A 13,596-nucleotide genomic window follows, 5' to 3' on the forward strand; every position below is an offset into this window, starting at 1 on the left:
ATGGCATTATTATTTGCCCCTGAATGCAGATTTTTTCTTATTGCTTTGATTGTCATGCTTTGTTTGGTAGCGATTGAAATCATTGCACTATTTACCGGAGCATCACTTAGTGATGTAATGGATAATAGTTTTGATTTTTCTTCTATCGGCGTTATTAATTGGTTTAATATTGGCGGCGTACCGCTAATTATTTTACTCATTATGATTTTTGCATGGTTTTCGGCCCTAGGTTTTTGTATTCAGGGGGTTGCCAATGGTTTTTTTCATCCACTACCTCAATCATTAGCAGCTATTGGTGCTTTATTTTTAACCATCCCTTGCGTTAGAGAAAGTAGCCGCTTAGTAGCGCGTTTTGTGCCACAAGACGAAACTTATGCGATAGAAGTTGATGATTTTATCGGCCATATTGCTAAGGTGACTGTTGGGCCATTAGATCAAGGCTTGCCGGGCTTGGTACGGGTAAAAGACAAGCACGGTAATTATCACAAATTGCGCGCGCGCGCCGCACCTAATGCTCCTAAAATGATGGTTGGTGAAGAGGTTTTATTGGCCGACATGGAAAACAGCATTTTTATTGCCATTCCATTTTCACCTGATGAATAGGCGTTTACGAGACAAACAACCTATTACACAGAAGTATATTAGAAATTATCACGCCTTTAGCCGCACCTGATACTGGACATTAAAGAGGGAAAATATGGACATTTTATTACCGGTTGGAATTATTCTTATTGCCGTTATCGGCATAGGCTTCGTATTAGGTACACTTTATACACGCTCATCTCGCGACCAAGCCTATGTTCGTACTGGGCTCGGCGGTCAAAAAGTCGTACTTGATGGCGGCTCCATCGTGCTGCCTATTTTTCATTCTACAGCTTTTGTCAATTTGAAAACACTACGTCTTGAAGTGCGTCGTGGCGAAAATGATGCCCTTATCACTAAAGACCGTATGCGTGTTGATATTGGTGCGGAATTTTATGTGCGTGTAAAGCCCGACGCCTCCTCGATTGCTCTTGCCGCACAAACCCTTGGTGATAGAACCAATAATGCAGAAGAACTACGTCTATTAATTGAAGCAAAATTCGTCGATGGCTTGCGTTCTGTAGCAGCCACCATGAATTTGGACGAATTACAAGAACAACGTGCTGACTTCGTTAAAGCCGTGCAAGAGGCGGTTGGTGCAGATCTGCAATCCAACGGTTTAGAATTGGAATCTGTGTCACTAACCCGTCTTGACCAAACAGATATTCGTCATTTCAATGCCAATAACTTCTTTGACGCAGAAGGTCTTGCAACTCTTACGCGTATTACCGAACAACGTAAAAAAGAACGAAATGAAATTGTTCGTGACACAGAAGTTGCGATTGCGCAAAAGGATCTTGATGCACGCCAACAGCAATTAGAGATCGAGCGGACCCAACGCCAATCTGAACTTAGCCAAGAACGCGATATTGCCAATATTGCTGCATCAACACGCGCAGAAACTGCTCGTCAAGAGCAAGAAGCCCAGCGCGCCGAAGAAGAAGCACGCATTGGACGCGAACAGGCAGTTGCGGAACGCGAAGCAACAGCACGTCAGGCACGTGAAACTGCTAATATTGAATCAAAATTGAATGTTCAACGACGCGAAACCGAAGCGCAACGCGATTTGCAACTTATTGCACAAGATAGCTCGATTGCCGTTGCTGACCGTAGTCGTCAAGAATCCGAAGCAAAAGCACGGGCTGAGGAAGCACGCGCTGATGCTATAGCTGCTGAAGAAAAAGTTTCGACTGCACGAGCCGTGGAAATTGCCGAGCGTGATCGCCGTATCGCAGTTATTGATGCCCGCCGTCAGGCAGAACAAGAAGCAACTTCAGTACTTGTTTCTGCAGAAGCAGAACGTAATGCTGCCAATGATAAGGCCACTGCAGTATTAACCCTTGCAAAAGCAGAAGCCGATGCAGCAGCAGAGCGTGCTCGCGGTATCTTGGAAATTGGTCGCGCGGAAGCGGAAGCAGAGGCTGCACGCAATGAAGCGCGCAATAAATTAAGTGCGCAGGTTATTGAATATGAAATTACCCGTGAGCGTATTCGTATTATTCCAAGTGCACTTGCTGAGATTGTTAAGCCAATTGAGAAGATTTCCGACATTCGTATTTTTGACACGGGTGGCATGTTAGGTCGCAGCAGTGATGGAAAATCTTCTGGCATTGGTATGGGCGAAGGATTAGCAGGCCAATTGCTTGCCTATAATGCACAAATGCCGGTACTAAATGAACTTTTAAAAACTGCTGGCTTTGATGATAAGGATGCCGTTTCATCATTGCTCAATGAAGCAGTTGGCAAAAAAGCTGAAATTGGCGCAGGTCAATCACCAAACGTGCAAACCTCTAATATCATTAGCCCCAAGAAAAGCTAAAATAAATTTAAATGGGAGCATACTTCCTTTAAGCGAAAGGTGCTCTCGTTTTTTTAAAGATGAGATTTTAAAGTAAAAGCTATTTCATCATAAATCCTGCATTTTCATATGCAGGATTTTTTTTGTTATAAAAACTCTAGGAAACAGCTTACACTTTTTCATTGAAGCTGTATTTTTCCAACTATAAAAAAACCCTGCAAATATCAATATTTGCAGGGCATTAGATTGAGTCAGTTTATTAGTCACTCTTAAAGAGTTTAAACATTCATTGCCTTTTGTAGGTTTTCATCAACCTTATCAAGGAAGCCTGTTGTTGAAAGCCACTTTTGATCTGGACCAACCAATAGGGCTAGATCCTTGGTCATGAAACCAGATTCAACGGTATCAACGCAAACCTTTTCAAGAGTTAGTGCAAAGTTTTTCAAGGCTTCATTACCATCCAATTTTGCCCGATGAGCAAGACCACGCGTCCAAGCAAAAATAGAAGCAATTGAATTGGTCGATGTTTCTTCGCCTTTTTGATATTGGCGATAGTGGCGCGTTACAGTGCCGTGCGCTGCTTCTGCCTCAACCGTTTGACCATCTGGTGTCATCAAAACAGATGTCATAAGACCTAATGAGCCAAAACCTTGCGCGACGATATCTGACTGCACATCACCATCATAGTTTTTACAAGCCCAAACATAACCGCCAGACCATTTAAGGGCCGAGGCAACCATGTCATCAATAAGACGATGCTCATACCATAATTTACGCTTTTCGAATTCTTCCTTAAATTCTGCATCATAAACTTCTTGGAAAATATCTTTAAACCGGCCATCATAGGCTTTCAAAATGGTATTTTTGGTTGAAAGATAAACAGGGAAATTACGCTGCAAGCCATAATTTAATGAAGCACGAGCAAAGTCACGGATTGAGTCATCAAGATTATACATAGCCATAGCAACGCCGGAGCTTGGTGCATCGTAAACATCATGTTCAATGACTTCACCATCTTCGCCAACGAATTTAATGGTAAGTTTGCCTTTACCAGGAAAGCGGAAATCGGTTGCACGATATTGGTCACCAAAAGCATGACGGCCAACCACAATCGGCTGCGTCCAACCTGGTACAAGACGAGGAACATTTTCACAAATAATGGGTTCACGGAAAATAACGCCGCCTAAAATATTACGGATAGTACCGTTAGGTGACTTCCACATTTTTTTAAGCTTAAATTCTTCTACACGCGCTTCATCAGGAGTGATTGTCGCGCATTTAATGCCAACACCATATTTTTTGATAGCATTTGCAGAATCAATTGTTACCTGATCATCGGTTGCGTCACGGTTTTCAATTGAAAGGTCATAATATTTCAAATCAACATCAAGATAAGGGTGGATCAACTTGTCCTTAATGAGTTGCCAAATAATCCGTGTCATTTCATCGCCGTCTAGTTCAACAACAGGATTTTCAACTTTGATCTTTGCCATTAAATGTTCCTCTTCGTTAATGTAGTTATGTTTCTATAGCATTGGAAAATAATTAGTAAAAGCATAAAGCGTATTATAACGGACCTTTAAAAACAAAATAAGCCCCAAGGCAAATAAATGAAAAACCAACAAAATGGTTAAGGGTTAGCTTTTCGCCTAAAAAACCTATCGAAAAAATTGCAAAAACCACCAAAGTGATAACTTCCTGAATGGTTTTTAATTGCGCAGCAGAATAAACTGTATGCCCAATGCGATTGGCAGGCACTGCAAGGCAATACTCGAAAAATGCAATGCACCAACTTATAAGAATAATAAGGATTAATGGACGATTTGGAAATTTCAAATGGCCATACCAAGCAAATGTCATAAATACATTTGATGCTAACAACATAATTATCGGCGCGATATAGGGTAATGCTGGCATAGTGATTCCATTCCTTTGAGTTTTCGACAAAGAATTACAAATGTGGTCATAGTTGCAAATCAATTTTTTGAAACCTAATCAAGAATGGAACACAATAAGCCTCCCAAAAACTTTATTGTAAAACGCCACATATATACCTAGCTCTAAAAACTCGTTCAGGATAAATATTAGAAATACGAAATAAGCTTATCTATTTTTGCGCGCTCCTTAATGCTTGATTGCCTCACAGGCGACCTTTAGAATATTGATTTTACGCATAGTTAAGCACTCACTCTCATTTTACTTCTATCTACTTAGAAACGCACCTATAGTGTTATTCAACATTAGTTGGAGGATTAAATGGGTATTAAGAATATTACGGTCATTGGGACTGGCACTATCGGCATGAGTTGGATTTTATTCTACCTTTCAAAAGGTTTTCATGTGACCGCCAATGATATTGCCCCACAAGCTGATGAAAAGATTAGGGCTTTCATAAAAAATAATTGGAAAGACATTTCTGCCCAAAGCGGCTCAATAGAGGATGCGTTTTTACGTTTTAACTTCACCGAAGACTTGGAAGACGCACTGCGTCATGCCGATTTTGTTCATGAAAATGGCCCCGAAAATCTTAACTTCAAACAACAGCTCTTTGCAAAAATTGATGCCGTTTTGGCCGCGCATATTGGCGTCGCCTCAAGCACGTCGGGCATTCCCATGAGTGCTATGCAAGAGGCATTAACTTTACATCCCGAGCGTTTTTTTATCGCGCATCCGTTTAATCCACCTCATATCATGCCGCTTGTTGAAATATTAGGTGGCGAAAAAACCGATCCGAAAATTTTAAAAAATTTCGTTGGCTTTTTTAATGATTTAGGCAAAAAGGCAGTTTTACTTAAGAAAGAGCTTCCTGGCCACGTGGCAAATCGGATAGCCTGGGCTCTTTGGAAAGAGGTTCTTTGGCTTATTCAAGAGGACGCTATCAGTGTAACGGATGTTGATACAGTTGTTTCCGCTGGCCCTGGTTTGCGTTGGGGCGTCATGGGGCCTAACTTGTTATATCACCTTGGTGGTGGTGCTGGCGGTATTGAACATTTTCTTGATCAGTTTGGCGATCAATGGAATGAAGAATTTAAAAAAATGCAAAACCCAGAATTAAACTCATCTTTGCGTCAAAAATTAATTGAGGGCATCAAGGATGAAGTGGGAGAGCAAAGCATCAGCCAGTTAGAAGAAAAGCGCAACCAAGTTTTATTGGGGCTGATTGACCTTAAGAAAAAAGCAAACCTATAATGACGGACATTAATTGCCTTTAAATCGTCGGGCTGATCCAATGGCTGTACAATAAGTTTCTGTAGTTAAAACTATCATTGTTTTAAATAAAGTCAAAGGTGCTTTCATCTTTTTGAAAGCACCTCTTTTACCCATCAAACAAAAGAAAAAGCTGTTTGATTAAAGATCATTGCGTTTGTCACCATAATTATATTTTGCCTTTAAGGCAGAACGCACGCCTTGCTCAAAATCAACATGAACCTTTGCTAAATGACCAAGCTGGCGCTCAATAATATAATCGGGAACACCTTTCATAGCATCCGCGTAATTATTAAAAAGGCGGGCCTTTTCACCTTCATCAAAAATATTGAATAATGCCGTCACCTGCACATAATCATTATTACCTTCACGATGATCATAGCGTGCAGCATCGCCAGAAATTTTGAGTGGTGGCTCAAGAGCAGATTTATCCTCAAATGGGCCATTAAAAGAATTTGGCTCATAATAGGCATCAGGATTACCGCTTTGTATACCGCCTACCGTGTTCATTTGGCCATCACGGTGATAATGATGAACGGGACATACTGGCTTATTGACCGGAATATGTTCATAATTGCCGCCTAAGCGATGGCGATGGGCATCCGCATAAGAAAAAATACGAGCTTGCAACATTTTGTCAGGCGAGAAGCTAATTCCAGGTACAATATTTGAAGGCGAAAATGCCGCTTGCTCAATCTGGGCAAAATAATTATCAGCATTGCGGTTTAATTCCATAATACCAAGATCAATTGGTGGATATTCTGAATGCGGCCAAACTTTCGTCAAATCAAATGGATTATAAGATGTTTTTTCAGCATCTTCTTCCGGCATGATTTGCACTTGCAATTTCCAACGGGGAAATTCGCCGCGTTCAATCGTGCCAAATAACTCTTCTTGGTAAGATTCACGATTTTCGCCAACAACTATTTTGGCTTCATCATTGGTATAGTGACGATGACCTTGCATGGTTTTAAAGTGAAATTTCACCCAAAAACGCTCACCTTGATCATTCCATAAGGAATAAGTGTGCGAGCCGTAACCATTCATATACATGGGTGCTACTGGCAAACCGCGATCCGACATCAAAATGGTAACCTGATGCAAAGATTCAGGCGATAAGGACCAAAAGTCCCACATAGCAGTATTGGAACGCATATGCGTGCGTGGATGGCGTTTTTGTGTATGAATAAAATCAGGGAATTTATAAGCATCACGCACAAAGAAAACCGGCGTATTATTACCAACGAGATCCCAATTGCCTTCTTCTGTGTAGAATTTTAGCGAAAAACCGCGCACATCGCGCTCGGCATCGGCCGCGCCAAGTTCGCCAGCAACGGTCGAAAAACGCGCTAACATTGGTGTTTTGGCGCCGGGCTGTAAAGCTTTTGCTTTGGTATAGCGCGAAATATCATCTGTAATCGTTAGCTCGCCAAATGCACCCCAGCCTTTAGCATGGACTGTACGTTCAGGAATACGTTCCCGATTTTGATGCGCTAATTTTTCAAGTAATTGATAATCTTGAATGAGCACAGGACCACGAGCACCAGCGGTAATCGAGTTTTGGTTATCTGGTACAGGTGAGCCGGCGGTGGTGGTTAATTTAGGACGTTCACTCATTCTACACTCCTTTAAAACTATTCTAAACAGGGTAGATAGGGCAGTTATTGCGCAAGGAAATAGTCTCTAATCATCAAATTTTTAGTAAATAGCTATTTATCGTCAATTTAACTTATTGTTTTAAAGCAAATAAAATAGATAATATTAGAAAATTATAACTTACATATATAAATTAGCTACAATCACACTATAATTTCTGCAGTCTATTTTGACGATATTATACATTCTATTCTTTTTTAAATTTAGACTATTTCCAATCTATCATAATTTTTTCTATAATTAAATTGAATTTTCCATAAAATCAAATTATATTTTTTTAGATTTCCTATAAGAAAAAATTATTACAATTTTTATTTTTTAGCAAAAACAGCATGTTATCAAAACTTCATTTTGGTTCCACATGGGAAAAAACAAAAAAAATAGCATGACAGTACAAAATGCTTTAAGAGTTTTAAGACAAGAAAATTAGATTCGACAGGGAAGCGGCACCATGGCACGCGATACAACAGACAATACCGAAATCCATACACGCCAAGATCTGATCGAGCATTTGGCAGAAGGCAGCAAAAGTGCAGACCAATGGCGTATTGGTACCGAGCATGAAAAATTTGCCTTTTATATCGATGGCAATAGGCCTGTCCCTTATGCTGGTAATAAAGGTATCCGCGCATTATTAGAAGGTATGCAAGCCATGCTTGGCTGGGAACCTATCATTGATGAGGGCAATATTATTGGCCTTGTGGAACCAACAGGGCGCGGTGCTATATCCTTGGAGCCGGGCGGCCAATTCGAGCTATCAGGTGCGCCGGTGGAGACGCTGCATCAAACCTGCCGCGAAGTCAATGCTCATTTAGCGCAAGTACATGAAATTGCTAAACCTTTTGGCATTGGCTTTTTAGGTGCTGGTGGCAGCCCTAAATGGACTTTAAGTGAAACGCCAGTTATGCCAAAATCACGCTATAAAATCATGAGTGATTATATGCCAAAGGTCGGCAGCCATGGCCTTGATATGATGTATCGCACATCAACCATTCAAGTGAATTTGGACTTTTCATCAGAAGCTGATATGCGCCGTAAAATGCAAATCGGCATGAAATTGCAATCTATTGCAACCGCAATTTTTGCCACATCACCCTTTACTGAAGGTAAACCCAACGGCTTTTTGTCATGGCGGTCAGAAATTTGGCGTGACACCGACAACCAGCGCTCGGGCGTGCTGCCTTTCGTTTTTAATAAAGATTTTAGCTTTGGCGATTATGTCGATTGGGCTCTTGATATTCCAATGTATTTTGTTTTGCGTGATGGTCACTACCATCAAGCCACCGATATAACCTTCCGCCAATTCATGAATGGCGGCTTCAAGGGTCGTGTTGATGACTATGCGCCCAATATGGGAGATTGGGCTAACCATCTTTCAACACTATTTCCTGAAGTCCGTTTAAAGCGCTTTTTAGAAATGCGCGGTGCAGATGGTGGCCCATGGCGACGTATTTGCGCTCTTCCTGCATTTTGGGTTGGACTGCTTTATGATAGCACCGCCCTTGACGCTGCCGAAGATTTAACCCGTGACTGGAGCTTTGAGGAAGTATTGGCAATGCGCAATGCAGTCCCAACACAAGGCCTAAAAACAGTATTTCGTGACAAAAGCTTGTTAGATCTTGCTCGCGAAGCATTAGCAATTTCGCGTATAGGGCTAAAAAATCGCGCCCAGCTTAATGATATGGGCAATGATGAAAGTCATTTTTTAAACTCGCTTGATGAAATTATTACCCGCGGCCATAGCGATGCAACAAAAATGCTGAATGATTATAATAGTATTTGGGGCGGCTCAGTAGACCCAATCTTTAATGAATATGCTTATTAAATAAGCACTCTTTTAAAATAACGATGGCTGATGGTAAACCAACATCAGCCACTATAATATTTTGTTGCATGACAGGCGATAAGCAATGAGCGATCTTTTTGAAGCTGCAGAAGCAAAAAAAACCAATGCAGTTGAATTTACTGTTTCTGAAATTTCTGGTGCATTAAAACGCAGCGTTGAAGAAAATTTCGGCAATGTGCGGGTGCGAGGTGAAATATCCGGCTATCGCGGCCCCCACTCATCAGGACACGCCTATTTCGCCCTAAAAGATGACAAAGCCCGCCTTGAAGCAGTGATTTGGCGCGGCGTAATGAGCAAGCTAAAATTCCAGCCCGAAGAAGGCATGGAAGTGATTGTTACCGGCAAGCTTACAACATTTCCTGGCTCTTCCAAATATCAAATGATGATTGATAATTTAGAGCCAGCTGGCGCCGGTGCCTTAATGGCTCTTTTGGAAGAACGCAAAAGGCGCTTTGCCGCACAAGGCCTTTTTAGCGATGATCGCAAACGCCCCCTCCCCTTCATGCCGATGGTTATCGGCGTAATCACCTCACCAACCGGCTCGGTAATCCGCGATATTATCCACCGCATATCCGACCGCTTTCCCGTGCATTTGCTGGTTTGGCCGGTGCGCGTGCAGGGGGAAACCAGTGGCCAAGAAGTTGCCAACGGCATTAATGGCTTTAATCGGCTTGATGCTAACGGCACAATTCCCCGCCCCGATGTATTAATTGTTGCACGTGGCGGTGGTAGTTTGGAAGACCTTTGGGGCTTTAATGATGAAGCGGTGGTAATGGCCGCCGCACAATCTACCATTCCGCTTATTTCCGCCGTTGGCCATGAAACCGATTGGACTTTGATTGATTATGTGGCTGATATGCGTGCGCCAACCCCAACGGGAGCCGCAGAATTTGCAGTGCCGGTAAAAAGCGATCTTGAAGCGCATATTGCCACTCTTAATGCACGCCTAGAAAGTATTATGCGGCGTAATTTTGATTATCGCCGCCAAAAATTAACTGGGCTTGCCCGCGCACTACCATCGGTTGACCAATTATTTGCGCTGCCGCGCCGGCGTTTCGATGAAGCAGCACAGCGTCTCAACCGCGCGTTGATAAATAATCTTGCGCAAAAGCAATATCGCTTTGAAACAAGTAAAAAGCGTTTTTCAGCCAATACTATATCGCGCCTCATCGATAATAAAAAACGCGAGTTTGCCCTTATTAGCAAGCGCCTAAACCCAGATATTTTACACCGCCAAAGTAAAATGAGTATTGAGCGACTTGAACACTATCAAAAGCAAATGACCAATGCTTTTAAACGAATTATTGAACGGAAAAAACAAAGACTTGTTGAGCTTAATCGCCTTATGGCAAGCTTATCTTATACGCGCATTTTACAACGTGGCTTTGTGTTGGTTGTTGATGAACATAAAAACCCTATAAAAAGGGCAACTGACACACACGCCAATCAAGCTGTAACCTTGCGCTTTGCAGATGATGAAAGACAAGCAACCATTGGCGGCTTCACAAGTCAAATTCAATCAAATGTTACAAAGGTGCAAAATACAGGCGCTTTAAAACAGGCAGCAATCAAGCAAGAGAAAAAACCAAAAGCCACCAAAGCGGACAAACCTACAAAAATAACCAAAGCTGATAATGACAAGCAAGGTTCACTTTTCTAAAAGCTTAAGTCGAGGATTAATATGAGCGATGATAATGGTCTAGTTCAAGGCTTTGACGGCAAACTCCGTTGTTTTTGGGCAGGCAGCAATGAAGATTATATTGCTTATCATGACCATGAATGGGGCTATCCCATGCATGACGATATTCGCTTATTTGAAAAGATCTGCCTAGAGGGCTTCCAAGCTGGACTATCATGGTACACAATTTTAAAAAAGCGCGAAAACTTTCGCCGTGCCTTTGATGGTTTCGACTTTAACATTATTGCAAATTATGATGACAAAAAAGTTGAAGCACTGCTAAGCGATAGCGGGATTGTGCGCCATCGTGGTAAAATAAATTCCGTTATCAACAATGCCAAATGCGCCTTGAAAATAGTGGAAGACAAAGGTTCCCTTGATAGCTATTTTTGGTCATTCAAACCGCCAAAATCTGAGTTATTTGCCACTTATGATCTTGCGACATTAAAAGCAAATCCAGTCAGCGAAGCATCAAAACGCCTATCAAAAGACCTAAAGAACCGCGGATTTTCATTTGTTGGGCCCACCACAATTTATGCATTTATGCAAGCTATGGGCATGATTAATGATCATATTGATGGATGTTTTTGCCGGCCAATATTGGCTAAGATGCAAAGTCAATAAACTTGCCTATTTTTAATGCATTAGCCTTTTAACAGCTTAAATTTTACGCAAAACTTATTCATCAAACACCAAATAAAACCATAACTCATTAAAAATATTATATTTTTTAAAACTGGCATGAAACTTGTTATAGAAAAGACAAGGGCGCATGCGTCCATTGCTTTCAATGGAGAGGTTTTATGGTGAAATTCAAACAATACATTGCCTTTTTGGCAATTGTTCTTTTTTCAAGCTTTGGGCTTGCATTTATTGGCCCTGCTTTTGGCCAAGAAGTTGCTGCGCAAGTAACTGAGCAAGTGGCTGAGGTAGCAAAACCCACTCTCGATACTGGTGACACAGCTTGGATGCTGGTATCGACTGCCTTTGTACTGCTTATGACAATACCAGGCCTTGCACTGTTTTATGGCGGTATGGTGCGTAAGAAAAACGTACTTTCTACCATGATGCATAGTTTTGCGGTTTGTTGCTTGGTAAGCGTTTTATGGTTTATTATTGGCTATTCGCTTGCCTTTGGTGAAGGCAATGCTTATTGGGGCGATTTAAGTTACCTCTTCCTGCATGGCATTACAATTAATTCGCTATCCAATACTATTCCTCAATATTTATGGGTGGTTTTCCAAATGGCATTTGCCATCATTACCCCTGCCCTTATGACCGGCGCCTTTGCTGAGCGCATGAAATTTTCATCTCTATTAGTTTTTATGGGCGCTTGGTTACTGCTTGTTTATACACCAATTTGCCATTGGGTATGGCAGCCCAACGGCTTTTTAGCCCAAGATGGTGTTTTAGATTTCGCTGGCGGTACAGTTATTCACGTGAACTCTGGTGTTGCAGGTCTTGTTGCAGCCATTATTATTGGCAAGCGCAGTGGCTATGGCACAACCAATATGGCACCGCATAATTTAACCCTTTCTATGATTGGTGCGTCACTATTATGGATAGGCTGGTTTGGATTTAATGCAGGCTCTGCTGGTGGTGCAAATGGACTTGCAGCTGTTGCCTTTATCAACACACAAATTGCAACAGCCGCTGCAGCTCTTGCTTGGATGTTTGTTGAATGGTCCATGTCAAAGCGTCCCAGCGTTCTTGGTATAATTTCAGGTGCCGTTGCTGGTCTTGTTGCCATTACCCCAGCAGCTGGTTTTGTCAATCCAACAGGCGCGTTGATAATCGGCCTTATTGGCGGCGGTGTTTGTTATTTCTCGGCTGTATGGCTAAAACGCTTGCTCGGCTATGACGATTCCCTTGATGCTTTTGGCGTTCATGGTGTGGGTGGTATCGTTGGCGCATTGTTAACGGGTGTTTTTGCTGATGCTGCAATTAACGAAGCCGGTAAAGATGCTAGCGTCTGGATTCAATTTGTTGGCCTTGTTGCCGCAATTGTTTATTCCGCTATTGTCACCGCAATTATTCTTTATGCGATTAAATTTACCATTGGCTTACGTCCTACCAAGCAGCAAGAAATTGAAGGGCTTGATATTTCGCTTCACGGCGAAACAATCCACTAATAAAACCAAATTAAAAGGCCGCAAATGCGGCCTTTTTTTAAATTTTCTTTACGCTAGGCTTATATAGTCAATAGGCACAAAATCGGTTAGCCAAACACCATTTTCCGCTTGCCAAAAAGCAATGCCATTTTCATGCATTTTTGCGGCATCAATATGCAAAATAACGGGTTTACCATGGCGTTGCGCCACTTTAAAAGCGGTTACTTCATCCAAGGATAAGTGTACTTTTTGCCTGTTTCCCGGCTTAATGCCCTCGCTTAAAATTGAACCGACACTCGTTTCAGCCGTGCCATGAAATAAAATTGCAGGCGGCGTTGACGCTTCCAATGCTAAATCAACCGCAATGGAATGGCCCTGGGCGGCACGGATGCGCTTTTTATCATCGGATAAGGTAAAGCGCTTTTTATCGCTATCACGCACCACATCAAACAAGGTTTGGCGATTAAACACCGTGCCATAGACAGCTGCTTTTTCTAGCAGTTCATCAACATTAGCCCAACCGTTTTCATCTAGGGTCAAGCCAATCTTTTGCGGCTCATGGCGCAAAATCAAACTTAAAAATTTACTTATATGTTTATTCATGCCATGGCGTTACATTAAAAAATTGGCGTTTTTTTGACCATCTTTTGGCAAAAAATATAAATATAAAATAAAAGGCCGCTTAAAAGCGGCCTTCAATATAATTATATGAAGCTAA

At 41.8% G+C, this 13,596-nt stretch carries 11 protein-coding genes; 7 read left to right on the forward strand and 4 right to left on the reverse strand.

Features of this window, described 5'->3' with window-relative positions; all coding sequences use genetic code 11:
- On the forward strand, positions 1 to 603 hold the full coding sequence (locus tag N5852_RS11240) for an OB-fold-containig protein (RefSeq protein WP_262097876.1): 603 nt from the start codon (positions 1 to 3) through the stop codon (positions 601 to 603).
- A 94-nt stretch (positions 604 to 697) separates the two neighbouring features.
- Positions 698 to 2,401, forward strand: a complete 1,704-nt coding sequence (locus N5852_RS11245; protein ID WP_262097877.1) for a flotillin family protein — start codon at positions 698 to 700, stop codon at positions 2,399 to 2,401.
- Between the two features lie 257 nt (positions 2,402 to 2,658).
- On the opposite strand, the gene N5852_RS11250 is transcribed toward N5852_RS11245, so the two are convergent.
- Both N5852_RS11250 and N5852_RS11255 read right to left on the reverse strand, forming a co-directional pair.
- Entirely contained in the window at positions 2,659 to 3,873 is a 1,215-nt protein-coding gene (locus N5852_RS11250) for an NADP-dependent isocitrate dehydrogenase (protein WP_262097878.1), read from the reverse strand.
- Between the two features lie 73 nt (positions 3,874 to 3,946).
- Entirely contained in the window at positions 3,947 to 4,297 is a 351-nt protein-coding gene (locus N5852_RS11255; protein ID WP_262097879.1) for a DMT family protein, read from the reverse strand.
- A 339-nt stretch (positions 4,298 to 4,636) separates the two neighbouring features.
- Between N5852_RS11255 and N5852_RS11260 the strand changes: the two genes are divergently transcribed.
- Positions 4,637 to 5,569: a 3-hydroxyacyl-CoA dehydrogenase NAD-binding domain-containing protein gene (locus N5852_RS11260; RefSeq protein ID WP_262097880.1), complete on the forward strand. Its 933-nt coding sequence runs from the start codon at positions 4,637 to 4,639 to the stop codon at positions 5,567 to 5,569.
- Positions 5,570 to 5,728: 159 nt separating this feature from the next.
- Here N5852_RS11260 and N5852_RS11265 read toward each other — a convergent pair whose 3' ends face one another.
- Entirely contained in the window at positions 5,729 to 7,204 is a 1,476-nt protein-coding gene (locus tag N5852_RS11265; protein WP_262097881.1) for a catalase, read from the reverse strand.
- 490 nt (positions 7,205 to 7,694) lie between these two features.
- Here N5852_RS11265 and N5852_RS11270 point away from each other — a divergent pair, with 490 nt between their 5' ends.
- The 4 genes from N5852_RS11270 (at position 7,695) to N5852_RS11285 (ending at position 12,899) form a co-directional block, all read left to right on the forward strand.
- Positions 7,695 to 9,068 (forward strand): glutamate--cysteine ligase, encoded by a 1,374-nt coding sequence (locus tag N5852_RS11270; RefSeq protein WP_262097882.1) that lies wholly within the window; start codon positions 7,695 to 7,697, stop codon positions 9,066 to 9,068.
- A gap of 85 nt (positions 9,069 to 9,153) precedes the next feature.
- Positions 9,154 to 10,749 carry an exodeoxyribonuclease VII large subunit gene (gene xseA / locus N5852_RS11275; protein ID WP_262097883.1) on the forward strand — a complete coding sequence of 532 codons (1,596 nt, stop codon included), beginning with the start codon at positions 9,154 to 9,156 and terminating at the stop codon, positions 10,747 to 10,749.
- A gap of 21 nt (positions 10,750 to 10,770) precedes the next feature.
- Positions 10,771 to 11,391 carry a DNA-3-methyladenine glycosylase I gene (locus tag N5852_RS11280; protein ID WP_262097884.1) on the forward strand — a complete coding sequence of 207 codons (621 nt, stop codon included), beginning with the start codon at positions 10,771 to 10,773 and terminating at the stop codon, positions 11,389 to 11,391.
- Positions 11,392 to 11,735: 344 nt separating this feature from the next.
- Positions 11,736 to 12,899 (forward strand): ammonium transporter, encoded by a 1,164-nt coding sequence (locus N5852_RS11285; protein ID WP_262099751.1) that lies wholly within the window; start codon positions 11,736 to 11,738, stop codon positions 12,897 to 12,899.
- 48 nt (positions 12,900 to 12,947) lie between these two features.
- On the opposite strand, the gene N5852_RS11290 is transcribed toward N5852_RS11285, so the two are convergent.
- Positions 12,948 to 13,481: an RNA 2'-phosphotransferase gene (locus tag N5852_RS11290; protein WP_262097885.1), complete on the reverse strand. Its 534-nt coding sequence runs from the start codon at positions 13,479 to 13,481 to the stop codon at positions 12,948 to 12,950.
- Positions 13,482 to 13,596: the final 115 nt, after the last annotated feature.

This window comes from Bartonella sp. HY328, assembly GCF_025449335.1.
Taxonomy (GTDB): domain Bacteria; phylum Pseudomonadota; class Alphaproteobacteria; order Rhizobiales; family Rhizobiaceae; genus HY038.